Annotated in this window: 25 protein-coding genes and 1 tRNA gene; 17 read left to right on the top strand and 9 right to left on the bottom strand. The window is 40.3% G+C overall.

The features are described 5' to 3' along the window. Positions 1–495: 495 nt before the first annotated feature. From rapZ to ACW0TQ_RS14175, 5 genes are all read left to right on the top strand, one after another. Positions 496–1,383, top strand: a complete 888-nt coding sequence (rapZ, locus tag ACW0TQ_RS14195) for an RNase adapter RapZ (RefSeq protein WP_084612854.1) — start codon at positions 496–498, stop codon at positions 1,381–1,383. After that, positions 1,380–2,330 carry a gluconeogenesis factor YvcK family protein gene (locus tag ACW0TQ_RS14190; protein WP_042530263.1) on the top strand — a complete coding sequence of 317 codons (951 nt, stop codon included), beginning with the start codon at positions 1,380–1,382 and terminating at the stop codon, positions 2,328–2,330. The genes rapZ and ACW0TQ_RS14190 overlap by 4 nt, the downstream gene beginning before the upstream one ends. 137 nt (positions 2,331–2,467) lie before the next feature. Then, complete coding sequence (gene whiA, locus ACW0TQ_RS14185; RefSeq protein ID WP_042530265.1) at positions 2,468–3,418, top strand: DNA-binding protein WhiA; 951 nt, start codon at positions 2,468–2,470, stop codon at positions 3,416–3,418. Positions 3,419–3,545: 127 nt separating this feature from the next. After that, a complete protein-coding gene (locus tag ACW0TQ_RS14180; protein ID WP_042530267.1) occupies positions 3,546–3,803 on the top strand; it encodes an HPr family phosphocarrier protein in 258 nt (85 codons plus the stop codon). A 408-nt stretch (positions 3,804–4,211) separates the two neighbouring features. Further along, positions 4,212–4,514: a leucocin A/sakacin P family class II bacteriocin gene (locus ACW0TQ_RS14175; protein WP_052484915.1), complete on the top strand. Its 303-nt coding sequence runs from the start codon at positions 4,212–4,214 to the stop codon at positions 4,512–4,514. Between the two features lie 173 nt (positions 4,515–4,687). Here ACW0TQ_RS14175 and ACW0TQ_RS14170 read toward each other — a convergent pair. Beyond that, a tRNA-Arg gene (locus tag ACW0TQ_RS14170) sits at positions 4,688–4,763 on the bottom strand. Between the two features lie 270 nt (positions 4,764–5,033). Here ACW0TQ_RS14170 and clpP point away from each other — a divergent pair. Then, positions 5,034–5,618, top strand: a complete 585-nt coding sequence (gene clpP / locus ACW0TQ_RS14165; RefSeq protein WP_040978891.1) for an ATP-dependent Clp endopeptidase proteolytic subunit ClpP — start codon at positions 5,034–5,036, stop codon at positions 5,616–5,618. A 76-nt stretch (positions 5,619–5,694) separates the two neighbouring features. Here the strand turns inward: clpP and ACW0TQ_RS14160 are convergent, their stop codons facing one another. The 3 genes from ACW0TQ_RS14160 to ACW0TQ_RS14150 form a co-directional block, all read right to left on the bottom strand. Further along, on the bottom strand, positions 5,695–6,237 hold the full coding sequence (locus tag ACW0TQ_RS14160; protein WP_042530395.1) for a shikimate kinase: 543 nt from the start codon (positions 6,235–6,237) through the stop codon (positions 5,695–5,697). Positions 6,238–6,265: 28 nt separating this feature from the next. After that, the gene (locus ACW0TQ_RS14155; protein WP_042530397.1) at positions 6,266–6,661 is read right to left on the bottom strand and encodes an RNase H family protein; all 396 of its coding nucleotides are present in this window, start codon (positions 6,659–6,661) and stop codon (positions 6,266–6,268) included. Positions 6,662–6,768: 107 nt separating this feature from the next. Then, positions 6,769–7,272 carry a FixH family protein gene (locus tag ACW0TQ_RS14150; RefSeq protein ID WP_042530400.1) on the bottom strand — a complete coding sequence of 168 codons (504 nt, stop codon included), beginning with the start codon at positions 7,270–7,272 and terminating at the stop codon, positions 6,769–6,771. 141 nt (positions 7,273–7,413) lie between these two features. On the opposite strand from ACW0TQ_RS14150, the gene ACW0TQ_RS14145 reads away from it, so the two are divergent. From ACW0TQ_RS14145 to ACW0TQ_RS14100, 10 genes are all read left to right on the top strand, one after another. Then, a complete protein-coding gene (locus ACW0TQ_RS14145) occupies positions 7,414–8,298 on the top strand; it encodes a fumarylacetoacetate hydrolase family protein (RefSeq protein WP_042530402.1) in 885 nt (294 codons plus the stop codon). Between the two features lie 78 nt (positions 8,299–8,376). Beyond that, entirely contained in the window at positions 8,377–9,672 is a 1,296-nt protein-coding gene (rpoN, locus tag ACW0TQ_RS14140; RefSeq protein WP_042530404.1) for an RNA polymerase factor sigma-54, read from the top strand. Then, entirely contained in the window at positions 9,665–9,892 is a 228-nt protein-coding gene (locus ACW0TQ_RS14135; RefSeq protein WP_052484923.1) for a glutaredoxin family protein, read from the top strand. Before rpoN ends, ACW0TQ_RS14135 begins: the two co-directional genes overlap by 8 nt. 796 nt (positions 9,893–10,688) lie before the next feature. Next, complete coding sequence (locus tag ACW0TQ_RS14130; protein ID WP_042530408.1) at positions 10,689–11,708, top strand: sugar-binding transcriptional regulator; 1,020 nt, start codon at positions 10,689–10,691, stop codon at positions 11,706–11,708. A 48-nt stretch (positions 11,709–11,756) separates the two neighbouring features. Further along, the gene (gap, locus tag ACW0TQ_RS14125; protein WP_042530410.1) at positions 11,757–12,764 is read left to right on the top strand and encodes a type I glyceraldehyde-3-phosphate dehydrogenase; all 1,008 of its coding nucleotides are present in this window, start codon (positions 11,757–11,759) and stop codon (positions 12,762–12,764) included. A gap of 175 nt (positions 12,765–12,939) precedes the next feature. Further along, entirely contained in the window at positions 12,940–14,121 is a 1,182-nt protein-coding gene (locus tag ACW0TQ_RS14120) for a phosphoglycerate kinase (RefSeq protein ID WP_193063371.1), read from the top strand. 27 nt (positions 14,122–14,148) lie between these two features. Further along, positions 14,149–14,904 (top strand): triose-phosphate isomerase, encoded by a 756-nt coding sequence (gene tpiA / locus ACW0TQ_RS14115; RefSeq protein WP_042530413.1) that lies wholly within the window; start codon positions 14,149–14,151, stop codon positions 14,902–14,904. After that, the gene (gene gpmI, locus ACW0TQ_RS14110) at positions 14,901–16,439 is read left to right on the top strand and encodes a 2,3-bisphosphoglycerate-independent phosphoglycerate mutase (protein ID WP_042530415.1); all 1,539 of its coding nucleotides are present in this window, start codon (positions 14,901–14,903) and stop codon (positions 16,437–16,439) included. Before tpiA ends, gpmI begins: the two co-directional genes overlap by 4 nt. 29 nt (positions 16,440–16,468) lie before the next feature. After that, complete coding sequence (gene eno / locus ACW0TQ_RS14105; protein ID WP_042530417.1) at positions 16,469–17,758, top strand: phosphopyruvate hydratase; 1,290 nt, start codon at positions 16,469–16,471, stop codon at positions 17,756–17,758. Positions 17,759–17,924: 166 nt separating this feature from the next. Beyond that, the gene (locus tag ACW0TQ_RS14100; RefSeq protein ID WP_042530419.1) at positions 17,925–18,428 is read left to right on the top strand and encodes a hypothetical protein; all 504 of its coding nucleotides are present in this window, start codon (positions 17,925–17,927) and stop codon (positions 18,426–18,428) included. Between the two features lie 109 nt (positions 18,429–18,537). On the opposite strand, the gene ACW0TQ_RS14095 is transcribed toward ACW0TQ_RS14100, so the two are convergent. The 4 genes from ACW0TQ_RS14095 to ACW0TQ_RS14080 all read right to left on the bottom strand — a co-directional run bounded on the left by ACW0TQ_RS14095 (position 18,538) and on the right by ACW0TQ_RS14080 (position 23,838). Beyond that, entirely contained in the window at positions 18,538–19,896 is a 1,359-nt protein-coding gene (locus ACW0TQ_RS14095; protein WP_256704973.1) for an FAD-binding oxidoreductase, read from the bottom strand. A gap of 32 nt (positions 19,897–19,928) precedes the next feature. Further along, positions 19,929–21,302: a YjiH family protein gene (locus tag ACW0TQ_RS14090; RefSeq protein ID WP_256704972.1), complete on the bottom strand. Its 1,374-nt coding sequence runs from the start codon at positions 21,300–21,302 to the stop codon at positions 19,929–19,931. A 28-nt stretch (positions 21,303–21,330) separates the two neighbouring features. Beyond that, positions 21,331–22,647 carry an aspartate aminotransferase family protein gene (locus ACW0TQ_RS14085; RefSeq protein ID WP_341173216.1) on the bottom strand — a complete coding sequence of 439 codons (1,317 nt, stop codon included), beginning with the start codon at positions 22,645–22,647 and terminating at the stop codon, positions 21,331–21,333. Positions 22,648–23,064: 417 nt separating this feature from the next. Then, positions 23,065–23,838 carry a class I SAM-dependent methyltransferase gene (locus tag ACW0TQ_RS14080; protein ID WP_244882334.1) on the bottom strand — a complete coding sequence of 258 codons (774 nt, stop codon included), beginning with the start codon at positions 23,836–23,838 and terminating at the stop codon, positions 23,065–23,067. Positions 23,839–23,999: 161 nt separating this feature from the next. Here ACW0TQ_RS14080 and ACW0TQ_RS14075 point away from each other — a divergent pair, with 161 nt between their 5' ends. Beyond that, complete coding sequence (locus tag ACW0TQ_RS14075) at positions 24,000–24,410, top strand: GNAT family N-acetyltransferase (protein WP_042530430.1); 411 nt, start codon at positions 24,000–24,002, stop codon at positions 24,408–24,410. Positions 24,411–24,463: 53 nt separating this feature from the next. On the opposite strand, the gene ptsP is transcribed toward ACW0TQ_RS14075, so the two are convergent. Continuing rightward, positions 24,464–26,179: a phosphoenolpyruvate--protein phosphotransferase gene (ptsP, locus tag ACW0TQ_RS14070; protein ID WP_193063389.1), complete on the bottom strand. Its 1,716-nt coding sequence runs from the start codon at positions 26,177–26,179 to the stop codon at positions 24,464–24,466. Positions 26,180–26,286: the final 107 nt, after the last annotated feature.

Here is a 26,286-nt window from a genome sequence, read left to right as displayed (position 1 = left end):
GCATAATACGATAGTTATTGGAAATTGTCGAAAATACAAATCATATCCATCTTTGGTTAGGATTTGTATAAAAAAATTAATCTATGGTAACTGCATCTTAACGTTGCTGTAACACGCATGAAACAATGAAAGGGTATTATAGAGTTAACTAATTGACCCCCTTTTAATAGATAGATTAGTTTTGGGACAGGTGACTCACCTGTCCATTTTTTTGTTTAAATGGAAAAAGGGAGAGTGTCTCAGCTGCGGCGAAGTTTCACAGGTCAGCTATATAAGAGAAGGGATATCTTCGTACCGGTGTTCGCAGCCCAAACGAAGGCATTCACTCAAAGGCTTGGCGAATGTCAGGTTTTCTAATATAATTGAACTAAGATGTAAGAAGCACGATAACAAGGGGCGGGCTGCTAAAACCTCAGATAACTTCTTTGGGGCTGCAGTACCTATACCTGTAAAAAGCAATTGTGTGTTGGAAGAGGACTGAAAGGGGAGAGTTTAGTGAATCAGGAAAAAGAAACAAAGCTCGTTATTATTACGGGGATGTCAGGAGCCGGAAAAACAGTTGCAGTGCAAAGCTTTGAAGATTTAGGTTATTATTGTGTAGATAATTTACCTCCTGCGCTTCTTCCCAAATTTCTAGAATTAATGAAGGATGCTTCGAACACCATTCAAAAAGTGGCGCTCGTCATGGACCTGCGGGGAAGAGAATTTTTTGATTCCTTATACAAGGCATTGGATGCAATCAGCCATACACCATGGATTCAAAGCCATATCCTGTTTTTAGATGCGGAGGATGAAACGCTGGTGACAAGATATAAAGAAACCAGACGCTCTCATCCATTAGCTGTCGGCGGACTTCCTTTAAACGGCATCCATCAAGAGCGAATTATTATCGATGAGCTGCGCGGCCGTTCCCAGCGGATTATTGATACGTCAAAACTCAAGCCGAGAGATTTGCGTGAAAAGATTCTTCAATTGTACAAGGAAGAAAAACAAGAAGTATTTTCCACTCATTTTGTATCCTTTGGGTTTAAATATGGCATTCCAATTGATGCGGATTTAGTTTTCGATGTACGTTTTCTGCCGAATCCGCATTATGTATCTGCACTGCAGCCATTGACCGGACTAAATCAGGAAGTAAATTCCTATGTGTTTAAATGGTCAGATACGAAATTGTTTGTAGAGAAATTAAATGATTTATTCCGTTTTATGCTCCCGCAGTATAAAAAAGAGGGGAAGTCACAGTTAGTTATTGCCATTGGCTGTACGGGCGGACAGCACCGTTCTGTTGCTTTAGCCGAATACTTCTCCAAGCAATTCAGCGATGATTATATTACCCATGTCAGCCACAGAGATATTGAAAAGAGAAAGGCCAAAACCTCATGAGCGATATCCCGAAAATAACAGCGATTGGCGGAGGGACAGGAATGCCGGTTTTGCTTCGCGGGTTGAAGGATTTGCCCGTAGATCTGACTGCTGTTGTGACGGTAGCAGATGACGGGGGAAGTACAGGAAGAATTCGTTCCGAGATGGAAATGCCGGCACCAGGAGATATCCGGAATGTGATTGCAGCTCTGTCTGATGCAGAGCCGATGCTTTTAGAGCTTTTTCAACATCGGTTTCAGCAGGGAAACGGGTTGACAGGGCATTCATTAGGTAATCTATTATTGGCAGCAATGACTTCCATGACTGGTAATTTTAATCAAGGAATAAAAGAAATTTCCCGGGTGCTTAATGTAAAAGGAAATATCTATCCGATTTCAAACGATAACATGTCTTTGCATGCGATTATGGAGGATGGAGAGATTATTCATGGGGAATCCAATATTCCTCTGTCCGGCAAACGGATTAAACGGGTCTTTCTAGAGCCGCAGCCGCTGCAGCCATTACCTAACGCTGTGGAATCAATTCAAAAAGCAGATTTAATCGTAATTTCTCCAGGGAGCCTTTATACCTCAATTATGCCGAATTTAATTGTTCCAGAAGTGAAGGAAGCATTATTAAATACAAAAGCAAAGATTGTGTACGTTTGTAATATCATGACACAATATGGAGAAACAACGAATTATTCTGCAGCAGATCATGTCCAAGCGATTCATGATCATGTCGGCGATGATTGTGTTGATTATGTGATTGTTCATGATCAGCCAATCGATGCAGAAACGCAGGAGATTTATAAAGAAGAGCAGGCGTTTCCGGTAGTAGCAGATAGTTCCCGTTTAGAAGCGATGAATGTCCAGGTTTTTCCTGGTAATATTGTCGTGAAGCATAAAGATGGAACTCTCCGTCATAATAATGATAAAATAGCTAAAATGCTTTATAAATTTTTATAGTAGTGAGTGTTCAAAAAGTACGATGAAAAAGACAAGGAAGTCAGATTCAGCGGAGTATGCAGGATTATTCCGCTGAATACAGTTTCATTGAATAAACGTATCAAGGCGTGTTCGAAAAGGGGAAGGAGCGTGATACAATGTCCTTCGCATCAGATATTAAGAAAGAACTAACCGCTATTCAATCGGATTCTTGCTGTCAGTTTGCTGAACTAGCTGCATTAGTTCGAATGAATGGCGTTATTTCTATATCAAAGCAAGGTTATGTACTGGATGTTCAAACAGAGAATGCAGCAATTGCAAGGCGTATTTACACATTAATCAAACAAAATTATACGTTGCCGGTGGAGCTGCTTGTCCGTAAAAAAATGAAGCTGAAGAAAAATAATGTATATATCGTCCGTATGAAAAATGGTGTTCAATCTTTATTAGAGGATTTGAATCTAATGGAAAATCAATACCAGATTGTCCGGACCATTTCAGAGAAATACTTAAGAAAAGAATGCTGCCGAAAAGCATATTTACGCGGAGCGTTTTTAGCTGGCGGGTCAATGAATAACCCGGAAACCTCCTCCTATCATTTGGAGATTTTTAATTATTATGAGGAGCATGCAGAAGCATTAAAAACATTGTTTAATGCATATGATTTACATGCAAGAACCTTAGAGCGCAAAAATGGTTATATCGTCTACATCAAAGAAGCCGAAAAAATTACTACGTTTTTAAGTGTCATTGGAGCACATCAAGCATTATTAAAATTTGAAGATGTACGCATTGTCCGTGATATGCGTAATTCTGTCAATAGACTGGTGAATTGTGAAACCGCGAACTTAAATAAAACCATCGGCGCAGCATTCCGTCAAATTGAAAACATTAAATTGATTGAACGGACAGTTGGATTGGATCAGCTGCCGGAAAAATTACAGGAAATAGCTAAGCTCCGTATTCAATATGAAGAAGTTTCCTTAAAAGAATTAGGGGAACTTGTTACCAGCGGGACGATTTCTAAATCAGGCGTGAATCATCGTTTGAAAAAAATTGATGAATTTGCAGAGAAAATCAAACGTGGTGAACTGCAGCTTGGTAATTAATGCTAGTATCCGAAGAATATGATATAATGCAGTAAATATCATGGAACATCGCCGAAAGAAAGACGCAGAATTTTTTCTGCTTCCTAAAAAAATGGAGGCGTTTACTTAAGACAGGAGAGTGAATTTATTGGTTGAGAAAACAGTGAAAATCGAATTAGATTCAGGACTACAAGCGAGGCCAGCTGCCTATTTTGTACAAGAGGCCAATCGATTTGATTCACACATATTTTTAGAGAATGATCATAAAAAGGTTAATGCCAAAAGCATTATGGGATTAATGAGCCTGGCTCTGACAAAAGGAGAAGAAATCAAGCTTATTATCGAAGGAGAAGATGAAGAAGAGGCGCTGGAATATTTAACAAGCCTTGTACGTGAAAAAGTTTAAAGCTATCCGTATAACGAACTTTGCTTTATTTAACAGATAAACAAAGCACTAAATAGTAAAACCTCAGCTAAAAAAGTCCTTCTTAAAGGCGAGTTACATTGCTCAATTTTAAGGGGGCTTTTATTTATATAGCATTATATAATTTCTGGTGCACCTATAAGTATTACAATTTGACTGCTTCAAATATAAATAAACTTAATTTTCTGTTATTAAAAAGTGACTTCATTTCCATAGAAACAGGAGTTGACCGTATCTTGGATAAATCCCTATCTAAATAATAGAAGGTGAAGTGTAAAGCGCCGCTGCGGCGGACTATTTTGCTTTCCATTCTTCATGGTAACTTGTTGAATCTTCGCAAAAGTTATGTTAGGTTGAGAGACAAATCATTATATAAAGGGAGTGCCTGTGATGAAAAAGAGAATGAAATTAGGGTTAGCAGCCTTAACGTTAGGATTATCCGCTATTTCAACCTCAGGAGTTCAAGCAGCCTCGACAGATTATGGAAATGGTGTTCATTGCGATGAAAAAACTTGTTCAGTAAACTGGAGCGAAACATTTCAACAATCAACAGATAGAGCGATAGAAAGCTGGGCAACGGGACTGACATCAGCGCCTGCTAAAGCTAAATCTGCTATTGAGTCCAACTATAAATCAAGTAATGATTCTAACCGGCCAGAGTCAGGTACGACAACTGGCAGTCCCTCTTTTTAATTAGGCAAGGGGTATCACGGTATCACATATAGGAAAATAGAGTATTCATTCGCAACCGAGTGGAAAAGCCTGGCGGTGTTTGAGGAAAGATAGCACCAAACTTCTGGAAGACAGAAAAAAAGACAAGGGAAGCAAACATCTTTATCCCTTGTCTTTTTATTAACTTTATCTAGCGCGCCCAGAGGGATTCGAACCCCCGGCAAACCTGGTACCGGAAACCAGTGCTCTATCCAGCTGAGCTATGGGCGCATCTCATTGAATTAAAAACACAATCTTAATTATACATAGGAAGTTCCTTTGAGACAAGTCCTTTTTATATAATTTAGATGAAAAATTATTTTATGCGTCTTTCAATAAGTTTAAATGGTTCATGTTTAACAAACATAAAATCGGGAAGGATGGTTAAAGTAGAAATTTGGTGAAACTTTTTGTTTGACCTTCATTGACCAATGAGCTATCATATAAAGTATAGAAAAAATCATCAGCCATTAACGTTGGCAACTTAAGGAGGATTTTTAAATGAATTTAGTACCTACAGTTATTGAACAAACAAATCGTGGTGAACGCGCATATGATATTTACTCTCGCTTATTAAAAGACCGGATTATTTTACTTGGCAGCGGCATTGATGACAATGTAGCCAACTCTATTGTAGCACAGCTTTTATTCTTAGAAGCAGAAGATCCAGGAAAAGATATCTCTTTATATATTAATTCTCCTGGTGGTTCTATCACAGCTGGTATGGCTATTTTTGATACCATGAACTTTATTAAGTCAGATGTATCTACCATCTGCATCGGTATGGCAGCTTCTATGGGTGCTTTCCTGCTTAATGCCGGAGAGAAAGGCAAACGTTTTGCATTGCCAAACAGTGAGATTATGATTCACCAGCCTTTAGGCGGTACGCAGGGACAGGCAACAGATATTGAGATTCATGCAAATCGAATTATCGAGATTAAAAAACGTATGAACCGCATCATGTCTGAAAATACTGGTCAGCCTTTAGAAGTTATTGAACGTGATACAGAGCGTGATAAATTCATGAGTGCAGAACAGTCTAAAGAATATGGCATCATAGATGATATCTTTGAGCGCAAAGCGTAAACATTAATAAATCATGAAATCGAAAAAAACAGGCTAGGGTGACCTTAGCCTGTTTTTTACGTGCAATTTCTTGTTTTTAAGCGTAAAGCTCCCATGCTAATTTTAAGGAATCGGCAATATAATCTGCAATTTCTTCAATTTCTTGATTATCTGTCACTACACGGGAGTGATGCTGTCCATAAATTGGCTGCCTATCATCAAAAAGCTGTTTGATTTCCTCCATATTCTTCCCCTGTAGAACGGGGCGGCTGTCAATCAGCAGGCTGATTCGATCCTTCCAGCTGTCCCAAGACAGGTCGAGAAAGAATATTGTAGTGGTTGCGAGACAGACATCCTGTACTTCTTTTTGAAGAAAAGCGCCGCCGCCTAAAGAGATAACCTTTAATTTCTTATGGCATATTTCAGAAATAATTTCTTTTTCATGCTGACGGAAGACGGCTTCTCCATATTTCGCAAAAATCTCTTTCGGAGGCATTCCGAATCTGCGCTCAATTTCTTCATCGATATCAATAAAATCACGATACAGTTTTTTGGCAACAGCTTGACCAATGGTTGTTTTTCCAACACCCATAAATCCAATTAGTACAATACTTTGTTCCTTTAATGGTATTTCTCTCATATGACATTCCCCCTCGTCATCCAGCACGTTACGATGATTGCTGATGGATTGCTTTTCTTGCCAATTGGTCTGCTCTGCTATTTTCTTTTTCCGGTATCCATTTAATAAATAAGAATGGAAAGTCTGCTGCTTCAGCCTGGATGATTTCAAGCAAAGGAAGAAATTGTTTGTTTTTGGTTCGTCCTTTATCAATCACGTCTGCGGCTACTTTAGAGTCAGTTCGAAAAGATAAGATTTCTTCAGGGAAGTTCATCTTACAAATTTTTAATGCTTCTATGATAGCGTGAAACTCGGCTTCATGATTGGACATATAAGGTAAGGGGACAGTATATTCCAGCTTCTTTTCCCCAGCCTTTATATAAATGCCGGCTCCGCTTTTTTCTGTATTCACGTTTGTAGCGCCGTCTGTATAAACCTGAATCAAAGCATATCCCCCCGCCAAATCGTTCTTTTCTATATTCATATTATAACGAATTTTAAATCAAAAAGGAATGCGTGCGGGCCAGGAATGGCTTGAAAAATGATGCTAAATTATTCCTCTTCCTGATTATGTTCGTCTGCATCATGACCGTGTTCATGGTGCTCATGATCCATCTCATCATGGGCTTCTTCTTCCGATGGCTCTGCATCACCGGCAATAACCGTTTTCAATGGCATGACATGCAGCTCCCTTGCGGTAGTATGAGCATACATTTCATAAACTGCTTCTTCTTCAAAGGTAAAGCTGGCTGTATAGGTGCCGTCTTCTTGATGAACGCCTTCGATTTCCACACTGTCATCCGCATGCCCCTGTGTCCATACCTCAAATAACACTTCACGAGCATCTTCTACAGGCTCGTCGTCAAAGGTGACATGAGCTGTTAAATCAATGGTTTCTCCGACTTCAACATGCTCCGGCACATCGAAATCTACTTCCAGAACAGGCAGTTCCATGGAATCCGTGTCATCTTCCTCTGCTGTATCCGCTTCATTATTTGAGCAAGCAGCTAAAGCAGCCATCAAAACGATGAGGATAAAAAATATTTTTTTCTTCATTATTATGTATACCCCTCTCTATTATTGTCTCCCGACACCTAGTATAGCATGACCAGCCAAAGGAGAGGTTGAATAAATTATGACATATTTATTCCTTTCCAACTCTAACTCTACTATAATGAGGGAAAGGGAGGAATAGACATGAAACTAGTAGCTTATCGGAAAAACAAAGATGAAAATTATCGTGTTGGTGTTTTAACAGATGCGGAATCCATTGCAGATGTGGAAAGCCTGTCGCAGCAATTTGGAGGAAAATCACTTCCTGCGAATCCTAGTGAATTTTATGCACATGCATCCGAATACATAGAAGCGTTGCAGAAAATACTTCCAGAAACGGGCAGATATGAAAACCTTTCCCTTCAGGATGTGCAATTGGGAATGCCGCTCGGAGAAGCGAGAAAGGTTATTTGCGTTGGAAAAAACTATCAAGAGCATGTTCATGAAATGAAATCAGATATACCTGATTTTCCTGTTTTATTTGCGAAATTTGATAATGCTATTATTGGGCCGGAGGATGATATTTATTATCCTTCAATAACTGAAAAATTAGATTATGAAGCAGAATTAACCATTGTCATTGGAAAAACAGCTTCTAAAGTGAAAAAAGAAGATGCTTTTGATTATATTGCCGGCTATACCCTTGCCAATGATACCTCCGCACGTGATTTGCAAAAACGGACGCCGCAATGGCTGCAGGGGAAATCACTGGATCATACCACGCCGGTAGGGCCATGGGTTGTGACAAAGGAGGAAGTGGATAATCCGCATGAATTAGCTATCCGCTCCTATGTAAATGGGGAGGTGCGCCAGTCTTCTAATACAGCGCATCTTATTTTTGATATCCCTTTCCTTATAAATTTTATTTCTGAAATCATGACGCTGGAGCCGGGAGATATTATTTTAACCGGAACGCCGCATGGTGTCGGTTTAGCAATGGAGCCATCCGGCCTGCTTCAGGAAGGAGACCGGGTGAAGTTAGAAGTAGAAGGAATTGGAACTATGGAAAACCAGGTGAAGAAAGTATAATATCTGTATAGGGTAATACAGGGAACGGCAGCAATACGAAAAAAATGATTTCCTACTGAAATGCATGGAGGTTAAAGCATGCAGCAGAGTCTGGTGTTAAAGCAAGCATTAGCTTGGAAAATGAATCAATCGCTTCATCAATCCATTGAAATCCTGCAGCTCTCTGGTATTGAATTATATGATCATGTACAAAGAATTGCTGAAGAGAATCCTTTGATTGAGGATATCCGTCCCATTGATCAGCAGGTGCTCAGTCAATTTCATGGAGAGACAAACGCATTTGAAAATATGAATGCTTCGAAAAAAAATATGTACGAGCAATTAAAAGAGAATGTGTACATGCTTTCTATTTCGGAGGAAAATTTAAAAAAGGCGGTTCTTTTTGGAATTGATTCCTTAAATGAAAATGGCTATCTGGATATTACTATGGAAGAGTGGGCTTCCGGCTGTCAGTTATCCATGGAAGAAATAGAACAGGCTCTATCCTATTTACAATCCCTTGAGCCGCCGGGAATTGGAGCCCGGAGCTTACAGGAGTGTATCCAGCTGCAATTAAAAGAAATGGATTGTGATTATCCCTTTTTAGAGGAGCTTTTTGAAAATGATTTGGTCCTGATAGCCGAGGAGGATGCCCAGGCTTTAGCTGAAGCCTACGGGATTACAGAAGAGGAAGCTGGCAGATTAATTTCGAATATGAAACTTTGTCATCCGAATCCGGGTAAATTATTGGAGGAAGAAGAGACAGAATATATTATTCCGGAAGCGGCAGTGTTGAAGGAAAAGGGAGAGTGGCAGCTGTCCTTTTTCAATTGGTCAAGCCCTACTATTCAGCTTCGGGATGATATCCTGCAGGCTGATATGCCGAAAGAGGGAGCAGACTTTTTGAAGGAGAAGAAGAAGGAGATAGAGATGCTGGAGCAGGCGATCCAATACCGTGGGAAGACCTTGGAGCAGGTTTTGCATATTATTGTCAATAAACAATTATCCTTTTTTGAAGAAGGGATAACGGCATTAAAACCGTTAACCCTTCAGGAGATAGCGGATGTATTGGATCTGCATGTTTCAACGATCAGCCGGACCATCAGCAATAAATATCTGCAGACAAGTTTTGGTATCCTCCGAGTCAAATATTTATTGCAGCGTGAATCCCGGAAAGGGGGAGGAGTCGCCCGTGTGGTTGCGAAGCAATATGTACAGCAAATAATTGCGGAGGAAGACCAGACCCGCCCGCTTTCTGATGAAAAAATCCGCAGGAAACTGGAAGAGCTGTATCAGGTGCATGTAGCAAGAAGAACGGTGATGAAATACCGGGAAGAGCTGGGTATTCCCTCTTCCTCCAAGCGCAAAAGGAGAACGAGCAGAAATAATGATTAAATTTTATACAAAAACGAATTGTCCGCTATGTGAAGAAGCGAAGGGGTTATTAGATTTACTGAACACAGCTCCTATTCCTGTCGAGGAAATAGATATTTATCAATCAGATGATTTACTGGAAACGTATCAATTAATGATTCCTGTCATCGTTTATAAGAATAATGAATTATATGGAAATGATATCAGCATAGAAAATATCAGCAGACTGTTAGCTGAATAAAGGAAAAGGCATTCTCTAAAGCAAATGTAAGTGCTTTAGAGAATGCCTTTTTATTATATACTCAACTTTCACACATTAAAAAGTAACTTTATTTCCATAGAAACAGGAGTTGATTGTTCCTTCGCTAACACCCTTGATAAAGATATAGAAGGTGAAGTGTAGAGCGCCGCTGCGTCGGAAAGCGAGAGTGGTTGGCCGGAGCGGAGCTATGCATCATCACTAATTCCCAAATGGACGGATATTTAACCAAAAAGCAAGCATGGTAATGGAGAACATGCTCATCCTGGAATAGCAAGATATATATGCTTATTCTTAGGTGCGAATGTTGAGTTATATAGAAGTACCCCTGTCTGGATGGAAGAACAGAATGTGTATGGTTAAACGCTTATCATGTATTTCGGGACATTATTGACCCGGAAGAAATGTTTCACGCATATAAACATTAAAATTTTGTAAACATTCGATTCTGTGTTTAAGTTCATATGCAATGGGAATAGTAAACTGTATGCCTTTTTATGCTATAAGATTTAGCAGATGTTTTGGTAAGGAGGTAACCACACCCCGGGACATAATTGCTCTTCATCACAAAAGTATAACGAAAACACTCCTATGCTTTTTCGCATTTAACTGGCGGCAGGACAGGTTCCTTGTTTTTAGACAAAAGGGGTGCGAAACAGCGTTATTTTCAAGAGTTTTTCTTTGCTTTTGATAAGAGGTATGTTATAATACAAATGAATCGGGACACTAAACAACCACATGGGACGTTTTCAATCCCGTATGGAGGAGAATGGTTAATATGGAATCCATCATGGCCCTACAGAGAAAAATCGTACCTGAATTGGTAAGTTTGATGCAGGAAAGGTACACGTTATTACAGCATGTGCATTTACATCAGCCGATTGGAAGACGGGCATTAGCAGAAAGTACAAATTTAACAGAGCGGCATGTTCGCGGAGAGATTGATTTTCTGCATGAACAAGGTTTAGTCGAAGTGACCTCCAAAGGTATGTTTATTACCAATGAGGGAAAAGTAGTTCTAGATCAGTTAGCTGCTTTGATTGGAGATATGTCCCGGTTAGAAAATCTGGAGGATCAGTTAAAACGCACCTTGTCTATTGATAATGTGATTGTAGTGCCTGGTGATAGTGATCATAACCCTCAAATCAAGGCAGAGATGGGAAAAGCATGTGTGACGCATTTGCAATCTACTCTGCAGAAAAACAATACCGTTGCCGTGACAGGCGGAAGCACCATAGCGGCAGTAGCTGATGCAATGAAACCATTGCCAGAGGGAACGGATGTATTATTTGTTCCAGCAAGAGGCGGCATTGGCGAAAAGGTGGAGAATCAAGCATCACGTATTGTTTCAGAGATGGCAAGAAGGTCAAATGGCCAGTATAGAATGCTTTATGTACCAGATCCAATCAGTGATTCCACATATGAATTAATTATTCAGGAACCACATGTGATTGATGCGTTAGCTGTCATAAAAAATGCTGACATTGTTTTACACGGTGTTGGTGATGCGCTGCGCATGGCAGAACGAAGAAGGTCTTCCGAAAAAGTAATTGATGTATTGGAGTCAGAAAATGCTGTTTCAGAAGCGTTTGGTTATTACTTTGACGCAGATGGACGCGTCGTTTACAAAGTAAAAACAGTGGGACTGCAGCTGGAGGATATGGATGAATCCAAGCATATCATTACGGTTGCCGGAGGCTCATCAAAGGGACATGCCATTCATTCTTACTTTAAACAAGGGAAGAGCAATTTGCTGATAACCGATCAAGGTGCTGCAGAAAAGATATTAAGAGGATAACCTCTTTATATAAATAAAAAAACAAGAAATTCTTAGGAGGAATTTAATATGACTGTAAAAGTTGGTATTAACGGCTTTGGAAGAATTGGACGTAACGTATTTCGTCAATCTTTAAAAAATGACCAAGTGGAAATCGTGGCAATCAATGACTTAACAGATGCTAACATGCTTGCACACTTATTGAAATATGATTCTGTTCACGGCAAACTAGAAGAAGAAATCAGTGTAAATGGTTCTAATCTTGTTGTTGACGGAAAAGAAATCAACGTACTTTCTGAACGTGATCCAGAAAACCTTGGATGGGGAGACCTTGGCGTAGAAATCGTTATCGAATCTACTGGTATCTTCACAGAAAAAGAAGCTGCTGAAAAGCATATTAAAGCAGGAGCGAAAAAAGTTATCATCTCTGCACCAGCTAAAGGTGAAGACTTAACAATCGTTATGGGTGTTAACGATGATAAATATGATCCAGCTCAGCACCATGTTGTATCTAACGCATCTTGTACAACAAACTGCTTAGCGCCATTCGCTAAAGTATTAAATGATAACTTTGGCATCAAACGTGGATTAATGACTACTATCCACTCTTATACAAATGACCAGCAAATCCTTGATTTACCGCATAAAGACTATCGTCGTGCGCGTGCAGCTGCTCAAAACATCATCCCTACTTCAACTGGAGCTGCAAAAGCAGTAGGTTTAGTATTACCGGAACTTAATGGTAAATTAAATGGTAACGCAGTACGCGTTCCAACTCCAGATGGTTCATTAACTGACTTAGTTGCAGAGCTTGATAAAGAAGTAACTGTTGAAGATGTAAACAATGCAATGAAAGAAGCTGCTCAAGGACCGCTTAAAGGAATTCTTGAGTATACAGAAGATCCAATCGTTTCTTCTGATATCGTAGGAAACAACCACTCTTCTATTTTCGATTCTCTATCTACAATCGTAATGGAAGGCAACCTGGTTAAAGTTGTTTCTTGGTATGATAACGAAATGGGTTACTCCAGCCGTTGTGTAGACTTAGCTGTATTCATGGCTGAAAAAGGACTGTAAAATAATAATTGACGTTCGTTGTAAGGCAAGCCTCTCCGAACGGTATGAAATAGAGGAGGGAGCAATTCCTCCTCTATTTTCATTTTAGAACATTCATTTTTGTAGAATTAGCAGGAATGCAAGATAAAATGGTATAATAACAAGAGTTGCATATACCAAACTAGGAGGGATTCCGTTGAACAAGAAAACCATTGCTGATTTACAAGTAGAAGGGAAACGCGTATTTTGCCGTGTCGATTTTAACGTGCCTTTAAAAGACGGTGAAATTACGGACGATACGCGTATTCGTGCTGCATTGCCAACGATCCGTGAGCTGACGGATAAAGGAGCAAAACTTATTTTAGCGAGCCATTTAGGGCGTCCAAAAGGAACTGCTGTGGATGAACTTCGTTTAGACCCGGTAGCAAAACGTTTAAGTGAACTCTTAAACAAAGAGGTTCTTAAAACGGATGAAGTCTACGGAGAAGAAGTGAATAAAGCCATCGACCAATTGAACAATGGCGATGTGTTATTAATTGAAAATGTTCGTTTTGAAGCTGGTGAAGAGAAGAACGATCCAGAGCTTGTTGATGCCTTCGCTAAAATGGCAGACGTATATGTCAATGATGCATTCGGAGCGGCACATCGTGCACATGCTTCCACAACAGGTATTGCTACAAAGCTTCCAGCCGCGGCAGGACTATTAATGGAAAAAGAAATTGAAGTTCTTGGACAAGCATTGGAAGATCCGGCACGGCCATTTACAGCCATTATCGGCGGAGCAAAAGTAAAAGATAAAATCAATGTGATTGATAACTTGCTTGATAAAGTGGATAATTTGATTATTGGCGGCGGATTAGCTTATACGTTTGTAAAAGCGTTAGGCCATGAAATTGGGAAGTCATTATTAGAAGAAGATAAAATGGATTTAGCAAAAGAATTCATGCAAAAAGCGAAAGACAAAGGCGTTAACTTTGTATTGCCGACAGATGTTGTCGTAGCTGATGATTTCTCAGAAGATGCAAATACAAAAAATGTAGGTATTGATCAAATCCCTGCTGATTGGGAAGCGTTGGATATCGGCATTCAAACACGCGAAGAATATGCTTCGATTATCAAAGAATCTAAACTGGTTATTTGGAATGGACCAATGGGTGTATTTGAATTAAATGCATTTGCCGGCGGTACAAAAGCTGTTGCTGATGCAGTAGCAGAAACAGAAGGATTCTCTGTTATCGGCGGAGGAGACTCTGCAGCAGCAGTAGAAAAATTCGGTCTGGCAAGTGAAATGAATCATGTATCTACAGGCGGAGGAGCTTCCTTGGAATTTATGGAAGGAAAAGTTCTGCCGGGAGTAGACGCACTTAACGATAAATAATAAATTTAGAATGGATGAGGTGAGCGCATGCGGAAAGTAGTTATTGCGGGAAACTGGAAAATGAATAAAACATTAGCAGAAGCAACTGATTTTATGGATGCTGTGATTCCAAAAGCTCCAGGCGGGAATACAGAAGCAATTGTTTGTGCACCTTTCGTACATTTACCTGCTCTTGTTGAAAAAGCAAAAGGGTCCAATGTAAAAGTTGCTGCTCAAAACATGCACTTTGAAGAATCAGGTGCTTTTACTGGGGAAGTGAGCCCAGTTATGTTAACAGATATCGGTGTAACGCATGTCGTTATTGGACACTCCGAGCGTCGTGAGTATTATGCAGAAACAGACGAATCTGTTAACCAAAAAACAAAAGCTGCCTTTGCACATGGCTTAACTCCAATTGTTTGTGTAGGTGAAACGTTAGAACAGCGCGAAGCAAACGAAACAATGAATGTTGTCGGCGGCCAGGTGAAAAAAGCATTAGCAGGATTATCGGATGAACAGGTAACACAGACGATTATTGCTTATGAACCAATTTGGGCAATCGGAACAGGGAAAACAGCTTCCAGTGAAGATGCCAATGAAGTTTGTGCAAAAACACGTAAGGTAATTGCAGAAGTTACTTCCGGAGACATTGCTGATCAAGTTGTTATTCAATACGGCGGAAGCGTTAAGCCGGCGAACATTGATGAGTTGCTTTCTCAATCAGATATTGACGGCGCACTAGTCGGCGGCGCAAGCTTAGAGCCTGAATCATTTGTTCAATTAGTGGAGGCAGGTACAAAATGAGTCAAGATAAATTAGCTGCATTAATTATTCTGGATGGCTTTGCGATCCGCGATGAAGAAAAAGGAAATGCAGTCAAGCAAGCAAACACACCGAATTTTGATCGCTATTGGAATGCTTATGCCCATAACCAGTTGACAGCGTCTGGAAATGCTGTTGGCCTGCCAGAGGGGCAAATGGGTAATTCTGAAGTGGGTCACTTAAATATTGGAGCAGGCCGCATTGTTTATCAAAGCTTGACACGTGTGAATCTGTCGATTGAAGAAGGCGACTTTTTCGAGGTGGAAGAGCTTGTGAATGCTGTAAAACATGCGAAAGAAAAGGGCAAAGCATTGCATCTTTTCGGTCTGTTATCTGATGGCGGTGTACACAGCCACATCAACCACCTGTTTGCGTTATTAAAAATGGCAAAACAGTATGATTTAGAAGAAGTATATGTACATGCATTTTTAGACGGACGTGATGTTGGTCCGCAAACTGCCGGTGAATATCTGCAGCAGACAGAGGATAAAATGAAAGAGCTTGGCGTAGGTAAAATTGCAACGGTATCCGGTCGTTATTATTCCATGGACCGTGATAAGCGCTGGGATCGTGTGAAAAAAGCATATGATGCTATGGTTTATGGCGAAGGACCTTCTTATCATAGTGCTGCAGAAGTGGTTGAAGACAGCTACAAGAACGAAATCTATGATGAATTTGTTATTCCGTCTGTGATTACAGATGAAAATGACAAGCCTGTGGCAACAATTCAGGACGAAGACGCGATTGTCTTTTACAATTTCCGTCCTGACCGTGCAATTCAAGTTTCCAGAACGTTTGCGAATGAGGATTTCCGAGATTTCGACCGCGGCGAGAGCGCTCCGAAAAATCTTGAATTCGTCATGATGACCAACTTCAGTGAAACGGTAGATGGCCATGTTGCATATAAACCAGTTAATCTCGACAATACCGTTGGGGAGGTTCTGGAACAGAATAAGCTTAACCAATTACGTATTGCCGAAACAGAAAAATATCCGCATGTTACCTTCTTTATGAGCGGCGGACGTGAAAAAGAATTTGAAGGCGAAAAACGGATTCTGATTGATTCGCCCAAAGTAGCAACCTATGATTTGCAGCCAGAAATGAGCGCTTATGAAGTAACAGATGCTTTATTAAAAGAACTGGATGCTGGAACCCAAAACGCCATTCTTTTAAACTTTGCAAACCCGGATATGGTTGGACATTCCGGAATGCTGCAGCCAACCATCGATGCGATTGAAGCAGTAGACGAATGTCTGGGTAAAATCGTTGATAAAATTACAGAGTTAGGCGGACATGCGATTATTACCGCTGACCACGGGAACTCTGATGAGGTTATCACCTTGGAAGATCAACCGATGACTGCCCACACAACCAACCCGGTTCCTGTTATCGTGACAAAAGATGACGTAACATTGCGGGATGGCGGTATTCTTGCCGATTTAGCACCAACCTTATTAGATTTACTTGATGTAGAGAAACCGGAAGAAATGACTGGTTCATCCTTAATTAAAAAATAAAAATAAATGTTATTAAAGGAGAGAAAATAATGCCATATATTACTGACGTATACGCAAGAGAAGTATTAGACTCAAGAGGTAACCCGACTATTGAGGTAGAAATTTTCACAGAATCTGGAGCTTTTGGCTCTGCAATCGTACCAAGCGGTGCTTCTACAGGGGAATATGAAGCGGTAGAACTTCGCGATGGCGATAAAGATCGTTATTTAGGAAAAGGCGTTGAAAAAGCGGTTGAAAACGTTAATGAAATCATCGCTCCTGAATTAATCGGTTTAGATGCAACACGTCAAAACATCATTGATGCATTAATGATCGATTTAGATGGTACAGAAAATAAAGGGAAATTAGGTGCAAATGCTATCCTGGGCGTATCGATGGCAGCAGCTCGTGCAGCAGCGAATCACCTGGAAGTGCCTTTATACAACTATCTTGGCGGATTCAATGCCAAAACGCTTCCAACACCAATGATGAACATCTTAAACGGTGGAGAGCATGCGGATAACAACGTGGATATCCAAGAATTCATGATTATGCCTGTAGGCGCTGATTCTTTCAAAGAAGCATTGCGCACTGGTGCTGAAATCTTCCACGCATTGAAAAAAGTATTAGGATCTAAAGGCTACAATACAGCTGTTGGGGACGAAGGCGGATTTGCTCCAAACCTTGGTTCCAACGAAGAAGCACTTCAAACCATTGTAGAAGCAATTGAAGCTGCCGGCTACAAACCAGGCGAAGAAGTGAAACTTGCAATGGACGTAGCTGCTTCTGAAATCTACAACGATGGTAAATACAACCTTAAAGGAGAAGGCGTGGTACGTACTTCGGAAGAAATGGTTGACTGGTATGAAGAAATGATTTCAAAATACCCAATCATCTCAATTGAAGATGGTTTAGATGAAAACGACTGGGACGGCTTCAAAGTATTAACAGACCGTCTTGGTGATAAAGTACAGCTTGTAGGTGACGACCTATTTGTTACAAACACTGCTAAACTTTCCAGAGGTATCGAGCAAGGCATCGGCAACTCAATCCTTGTTAAAGTGAACCAAATCGGTACACTTACGGAAACATTTGAAGCAATCGAAATGGCGAAACGCGCTGGCTACACAGCTGTTATCTCTCACCGCTCTGGTGAAACAGAAGATACAACCATCGCTGATATCGCAGTTGCAACAAATGCCGGTCAAATCAAAACCGGAGCTCCATCCCGTACAGACCGCGTAGCAAAATACAACCAGTTACTTCGCATTGAAGATGAACTAGCTGGCATGGGCGAGTATGGCGGATTGACTTCTTTCTATAACTTGGCTGATAAATAATAAATCAGTTTACATGCAGAACCCTCTGTTTACGATGATAAATTCATTGTAGGCAGGGGGTTTTTATTGTGTTGAAAATTCGGGTATACATAGAGTAACAAGGGTATGAAGTTAGCGTTTCGTATAAATGAATTTATTTAAAATTTGAAAACAAAGGAGGTATAACTTGCGCGAACCAAAGTCCAGGTTAAATAAGTTATTTGACATTATCTTATTACTGGCAATCGTTGTAACAGTCATTATGTGGATATTTAATTTATCTTTTTCTTTACCGACTACCTTCGATAAGGTGGTTGAGGATAACGCGGGAACTACCGTAAATGACATTGAAAAAATAGAGATTGAAATGACTGGTAAAATACCAGAAGATTTTAATAATCTATCGGATTATATCCCTCCAGAGGATGAGAGAAGATTTGTGATGGAAGGGTCTGAGCAAATAAGCAAATATATTAATAGCGATTACAGGATTTATCAGATAAATAGTGTAGATAGGGTGAAAGATGACAAAGAAAACGAGTATCTGATAGAGGTAGAATTAAGAAATGGGGACAGTTTATCCTATACAGTAGGAAAAGGCTATGTGATTGACAATGAAGGCGTTCCTTATGAGGTTTTAGATGATAAAAATGCATTATACAGAAACGTAATATCGTTATTTGAACACTAAAAACTTATAGGAATCAGCACGGTTATCACGAATAAAAGCAGCTATTCTCTAAAAGGGTTCAAAAGAATAACTGCCTTATTTTAGTCATTTACGGGGAAAAGGTTTATGTTTAAGAAAAAATCTTCCCTGGATTTAAAATCCCTTTAGAGTCATAAAGCTGCTTCGTGCGCCGCATCATTTCTAAAGCGGTGCCGTGCTCCGCTTCCTGAAATTTCTTCTTGCCAAGACCAACTCCATGTTCACCAGTACAGGTTCCGCCTGATTCAATGGCCAGCTTGACAATGGCATCATTGGTTTGCTCTGCCAATGCTTGTTCTCCATCTGCATTTGGATTAAACATAATGCTGGTATGGAAATTACCATCTCCAATATGCCCCCAGATTGCTCCTTTTAATCCGCTTGTATCCATGCTGTGACGGGTGAAAGAAACAAGCTTTGGGAGCTGAGAAATAGGAACACATACATCTCCGCCAATTTCCTTTAATTCTTTTAAATGTTGAAAGGAAACAGCTAATTTTACCCGCGCTTCCCAAAGCTTCTCTTTCTCGATCGGATCACTTGCTGCTGCCCAGTCCTCGCAGCCAAGCTCATGCATGATTTCGGAAGCGAGCTTTACCTCTTCCGCAACCGTATTTTTTGGCCCGGCAAACTCTAAAAATAAAGAATGGTTTACAGGGAAATCAAGTCCGCATTGCTCATTGATGATACCGATGCTGACAGAATCTATCAATTCCATCCGCATAACCGGGATGCCTTTTAATTGTATGGTTTGCGCTGCAATCGTACATAGCTCCGGTGTTTCAAAGGTACATCTTGCTACGGTTGAATATTCCGGGATGCCATAGAGTTTTAAGGTGATTTCTGTAATAATCCCCAATGTGCCTTCTGAGCCGGCAAAAAGGCTGGTTAAATGATACCCGGAAGAGGATTTTTTTGCTTTTGTTCCGGTATGAAAGGTCATTCCATCAGCCAGTACCACCTCTAAATCCAGTAATTGATCTCTCATTACCCCGTATCGTACAGCTCTGGTTCCGCTCGCATTTGTAGCTGCCATGCCGCCGATGGTTGCATCGTAATCAGGACCTCCTGCAAAAAATAATCCTTGCTGACGGACAAACTGATTCAATTCACTTTTCATCAATCCCGGCTGTACGGTAATACGCATATCCTCTGGAGAAAAGTCCAAAATCTGATTCATGTTTCGAAAATCGAGACTGATTCCTTTTTGTACAGGAATAGCCTGTCCTTCCAAACCGGAGCCTGCCCCATAGGCGGTCACAGCTATCTGATATTTGGAAGCGATACGAAGGATCATTTGTATATCTTTCTTTGATTCCGGAAAACATACCACATCCGGGGTCACTGCTTCATGAATCGATTCATCCTTGCTGTGCTTTTTTAATTCGGATTCCTGCTGCGTTACTTTTTCCCTGCCTAATTGTTCGTAAAGTTTTTCAACATATAACAAAATCTATCCACCTGCCAGTTGTTCACTAAAAATTAATAAATCATATGTGCGATTAAAGCAATAATCGGTAATGAAATAAGGGTACGTTCAATAAAAATAACGAGTAAGTGCCATAATTTAACCGGTATTTTTGAAATCAGCAACAGGGTGCCCATCTCTGTTAAATAAATGATTTGAACTAACGATAAAGCACCAATCACAAATCGTGTTATCTCGGCTTCAATTCCAGAGGCCAGCACAGCTGGTAAAAACATATCAATAAAGCCAATAATGGATGCTGGTGCAGCAGCTGCCGCTTCAGGAATCTGCAATAGATATAAAAGCGGAATCATCGGCTGGGAAATCCAATGGAAAACAGGTGTGAATTCAGCAATAATAAGAGCTATGGTTCCAATCGCCATGACTTGCGGCAATAAAACGAAAATAATTCCCAGAAATATTTCAGAGCCCTGCTTTAATTGATCTGTTAACGTGCCTGCTTTTTTTGCTCTTCTGACAGCCTGATCAACTCCCCATTTAAGCGGGGAAGTGTTTGCTGGAATTTCTTCTTGGAAATGACTTTCTTTATAATACGTATCCGGAATTCTGGAAACAGGCGGAATTCTCGGAATAATGATGGCACTTACGACTCCTGCAATGACAATCGTTAAATAAAAGACAGGAAACATATGTCCAACATTCAGCATATTCGCGATGACGAGACAGAATGGCAGAGAGACGGTTGAGAAGCAGGTTGTAATTGCTGCTGCTTCACGTCCTGTATAAAATCCATCCTGATATTGCTCTCTTGTAAGAACAACTCCAACATTGACATTTCCGACCCATGACGCCAATAAATCAATGGCAGAACGGCCCGGCAGTGTAAATAATGGTTTAATGACTTTCCGAAGTAATGTCCCCACAAATTCCATCGCCCCAAAATTAATGAGATAAGGCAAGAGATAGGAGGCTACAAAAAACCAGACAATCAAGGTTGTCAATAATCCGAACATCACTTGCCCGGTAATTTCGGAATGGATAAATGTAATCCCGGCTCCGAAGAATGTCATCACAGCGAAAATAGTTCCGAGCACTCGGACAACCATCCAGAAAAAAGATACATTAAATAAGGATGAAAGAAACTCTGAATTTACGATAAATGCTGGCTTTAGCAGCATTGCAATGAGCGTAAGAACAGTAGAAATAACCATTGTAAATGTAATGATACCAGGCAGGAGGTTCTCCAGCTGTTCAATAAGAAATTCAGTTATAATGCCCAGCGGTATATTAAACGTATCTCCATCGACGATGGGAAAAAGAAATATAAAAATACCAAATAAGGAGGGCAGCAAAAATTTCAGGAAATCTTTTTTGGAATGTTTTTCGGACACGGTATGTTCTTCTGTTTGTTCACTATTATGGTTCAATGGTCTACCTCCTTATAAAAACGTGAGCTTATTTTTCGTTTTGAACAGCAGTCAATGCCTCTTCAAGTACTTTTATTCCTTCATCTACTTGTGCTTTTGTTACCGTTAATGGAGGAATCATCCGGATAATTTCCCCGGCATTTCCGCATAAATAGAAGAGAACACCTTTCTCTAGACAGCTGTTTAATACATTCATCACGGCTTCTCCGTCAGGTTCACCGGTTTCTGCATCTTTTAGCGCAATTCCAATCATTAATCCAACACCGCGAACATCATGAATAATCGAAAATTTATCTTTTAACTGTATCAGCTGGTTAAGGGCGTAATCCCCGACAGTACGTGCATTTTCAAGAAGTTTTTCTTCCTTGATGACTTCAATGGATGCCCGTGCTGCTGCGCAGGCGATAGGATTTCCGCCGAAAGTCGTTGCGTGGGACCCCATTGGCCATTGGTCCATTAATTCCTTGGAAGCAATTGTTACGCCAAGCGGCATCCCTGCTGCAATTCCTTTTGCAACAGCCATGATATCTGGTGTCACGTCAAAGGTTTGGGCTGCAAACCAGTTTCCTGTCCTGCCAAACCCGGTCTGTACTTCATCAAAAATTAATAAAATCCCATGCCGGTCACAAATCTCCCGCATTTTCTTCAGCCATGATTTAGGCGGGATAACATAGCCGCCTTCACCTAACACAGGCTCTACAATCATACAGGCAACTTCTTCCGGGTCAACCTGATGACGGAATAAATTCGCTGCTTCTTTTTCAAGCTTTTCTGCAAAAAATACCTCCGGATCTTCCCCGGCCGGACAGTCTTCCGAATGTGCGTATGGAAGCTGGTAAGTTAACCAGGAAGGCTGAAGGTGTTTTCTATATTTACTTTTAGAGGTAGAAACACTGAGTGAGCCGATGGTCCGTCCGTGGAATCCGCCTGTGAAAGAAATTACATAAGGACGATTAGATACATGCTTTGCGAGTTTTAGGGCTCCCTCAATTGCTTCTGTTCCGCTATTTCCAAAAAAGAAATTATCCAGCTTGGGCGGAAGTATTTCCTGAAGCTCTTCTGCCAATTTTAAAATAGATTCATAGATAATCACGCCGGATGGTCCATGAATCAAATGATCCGCGCTGTCTTTGATAGCCTGCACGACTTTGGGGTGACGGTGTCCAACATTTTCAACAGCGATCCCTGAAGTGAAATCTAAGTATTTTTTGCCGTCTGTCCCATAGTAATAACAGCCCTCTGCCTTTACAACAGGCAAGTTAGGATGGTCTTTTGCCATACTCGGAGCAAGGAAGTTTCCAATCGAATCAACTAAATGCTCCCAATCTTTTTGGTTTCTTTCCATTTTAAATCCTCCATTTCATTACATTGCGATAAAACGAAACTTCATTCAGTGGGAGTTTTCGCCCTTCTCCCGCTGAATGATTAGTTAAGTGATTCAGGGAGTTAGCGCCCGTTATCTCCCGCCTAAATAAATTTATTTTCGCTCTTTATTTTGAGGCGGGAGTTTTACGGGCGGTTCTCCGTGATAAAACAATTATTGCATAAGATGTATGATAAATATACATTATTATAAAAGACATAAAATATAATTTATCTAAGCTGTTTATAGTTATTTTTAAGGTTAGATGAAAAATAGCTTCGGTTAATTATAATACGTATTGTATAAATATACAATACGTATTTAATGGTTTTTTGAAAGAGAATAAAGGGGATATTATGTCGGGCATTCGAGTAATAGAGATTCAACGATTCAGTATAGTTATTTCACTGCTTTAATCAATGTCCATCTGTCTTTTTCAACAACTTCTTCCATATCATCCCCAATCGAATAATCGATATAATCGCTTAAATACTGCAGCTCCTCATCTGATAATTCATGTAAAATACTTCGTCCCGTTCTGGATTGAATATCAGCGAGAAGTGCTCGTTTGTTTGGATATGTTTTTCTAATCTCCCAGAGGCGATGCGCTGTTATCTCTTTAAAACCAGCCTGTTGAAGACTTATTTTTATATCATCACTGGAGTATCTCCGTTTCTTTTCAAATTCTCTTAATTTCGGAAAAGCTTCAAAAAAGTATCCGCGGATGTGCTCTTTACTCCCTTCCAGTAAACAATCGTCCAATGTCCGGTCTTGAATAAGATAATAGCCATTGCTGTTTAATACCCTGTATGCTTCTGCAAATACGGAATCAAGATTTTTAAGATGATGGACCAATGCTCTGCTTAGTATCAAATCAACACTTTCCGATTCCAGGCCGGTTTTGTCTGCCAGCCCAAGCTGAAAAGAAATATTCGGGTACCTGCTGCAGTCTTTCTTCGCACCTTCTAATATTGGCTTGGAAGAATCGATGGCTAGGATAGATGGTATCCCGATAGCAGCTAAAGCTCTTGAATAAATTCCGCCTCCGCAGCCTATGTCCGCAGCATGGTGAATGGATGAAATATCAATGAGTTCTCTGATTTTTTCTTTCCACGCTGCATCCGCGTCCCGGCCAGTATAGCTGTACATATTATCTTTACTGTGAAAATCCAAAGCATTCCCTCCTTGAATGGTGTTGTTATCATTCATTATAGTCTTCTTTGTTATCTGTGGATAATCGTGTTTTTTAATCAAAGGAGATAAGAAAATATGATAGGAAATAGACTTAGATGGTAAAATAGAAGAAATAAATAGGATGAAAAGGATGGGAATCAATGAATGAACGTTATCAGATCAGTCATCAAACACCAGCAGTCGAAGCATTTAATGAGCTTCGTGTCGAGGCTGGATTAAGCAATAAAGAAAAAGCAGCGATTGAAATTGGGCTTCCTAATACGTTATTTGCTGTATCCATCTATGACGGTGATACGTTGATTGGGATGGGCAGAGTAGTGGGAGATGGGGGAATTGTTTTTCACGTAGTAGATATCGTGGTCAAACCAAGCTATCAGGGACAAGGGCTTGGAAAGGTCATTATGCAGGAGATTATGGCTTATTTAGATAACCATACCTACAAAGGCTCTTATGTCAGCTTGATTGCAGATATTCCCGCTGATAAATTATATGAACAGTTCGGCTTTCGTCATACGGCCCCGAATTCTGCGGGAATGGCGCGGATGTATTAATAAAAAACCCTGATTATTGTTGTGCAAACAATAATCAGGGTTTTTCAGTATACTTATTTATTAATCGTCTTCTCCGCTAATGCAACCACTTCTTCTGCAGTGCTTAAGGAAAGGAATTCATCTTTAAGTGCTGCAAGCTCTTTTTTGTTCAAGCTAAGAATCTGAGTTCTTGCCGGTAAGATAGAAGTTGCGCTCATGCTGAATTCATCCAGTCCAAGAGCAAGAAGCAATGGAATAGCAGTAGAATCTCCTGCCATTTCACCGCACATGCCTGCCCATTTGCCTTCTGCGTGAGCAGCTTCGATGACATTGTTTACCAGATTCAGGATAGCTGGGTGATATGGCTGATACAGATAAGAAACCTGTTCATTCATACGGTCAGCAGCCATCGTATATTGGATTAAGTCATTTGTTCCGATACTGAAGAAATCGACTTCCTTCGCAAATTGTTTTGCAATCACTGCAGTAGATGGAATTTCTACCATGATTCCTACTTCAATGTTGTCGGAAACTTTAACGCCATCTTTTTTAAGATTGTCTGTTTCTTCTAGCAATAACGCTTTTGCCTGACGGAATTCTTCCAATGTAGCAATCATCGGGAACATGATTTTCAGGTTGCCGTAAGCACTCGCACGCAGTAATGCACGTAATTGCGGGCGGAAGACATGTTCATTTTCCAGACAGAAACGAATTGCACGGAATCCTAAGAACGGGTTCATTTCATGCGGCATATCTAAGTAGCTGATTTCCTTATCGCCGCCGACATCAAGTGTTCTTACAACGACAGGCTTGTCTCCCATTTTTTCTAATACAGCTTTATAAGCTTCAAATTGAACATCTTCGGAAGGCAATTCAGAGTTACCCATATAAAGGAATTCGGTACGATAAAGTCCGACGCCCTCGCCGCCATTATTAAGAACACCTTCTACATCATTCGGTGTACCGATGTTTGCAGCAAGCTCAACTTGTTCACCGTCTGCAGAGAAAGTAGGCTCATCCTTTAATTTTGCCCATTCTTCCTGCTGCTTAGCAAATGCAGCTTGTTTCGCTTCATATACTTTAATCTCTTCTTCTGTCGGATTGATGATAACTGTACCTTCAATGCCATCGACAATAATCTGGTCGTCCTTTTTCACAGCGCCGGTAATTTCTTTTGTACCTACCACAGCAGGAATTTCTAAGGAGCGGGCCATGATAGCAGAGTGAGAAGTTCTGCCGCCGATATCGGTTGCAAACCCTTTTACAAATTCACGGTTTAACTGAGCGGTGTCAGATGGTGTTAAATCTCTTGCGATAACAATCACTTGCTCATCAATTAAAGCAGGGTCCGGGAAGGTAACCTGAAGCAGGTGAGACATGACACGTTTGGTTACATCATGGATATCTGCTGCACGTTCGCGCATATATTCGTTATCCATGGCTTTAAACATGTCGATAAACATCGTAGCAACTTCGTCCAAGGCAGCTTCTGCGTTTACTTTATCATCGTTGATTTTATCTTTAATCGGATTAATCAGCTCTGGGTCTCCTAATACAAGCAAATGCGCAGAGAAAATTTCTGCATGCTCTTCCCCGAGTTCTTTTAATGTATGTGCTTTGATTTTTTCCAGTTCCTGTCTAGAAACTTCTAATGCGCTTTCAAGACGCTCAATCTCTTGTCCTGGATTATCAATAGACGTTTTTTCAAAATTTAAATCCGGGTCTTTCAGTTCGTATACTTTCGCAATGGCAATTCCACTAGATGCAGCAATTCCATTCAATTTTTTCATTATGAGAGCATCCTTTCTTTAATAAAACTATCTTATTAATTATAACATATCTATACTAAATTAGCGTGGGCTGACGTGCAAGTTTAAAGGGTTTTCTTCAATTGTTA

This window comes from Oceanobacillus sp. M60, from assembly GCF_053839645.1.
Note: the sequence above shows the minus strand (reverse complement) of the source record. Positions and strands in the feature narration are given on the sequence as shown.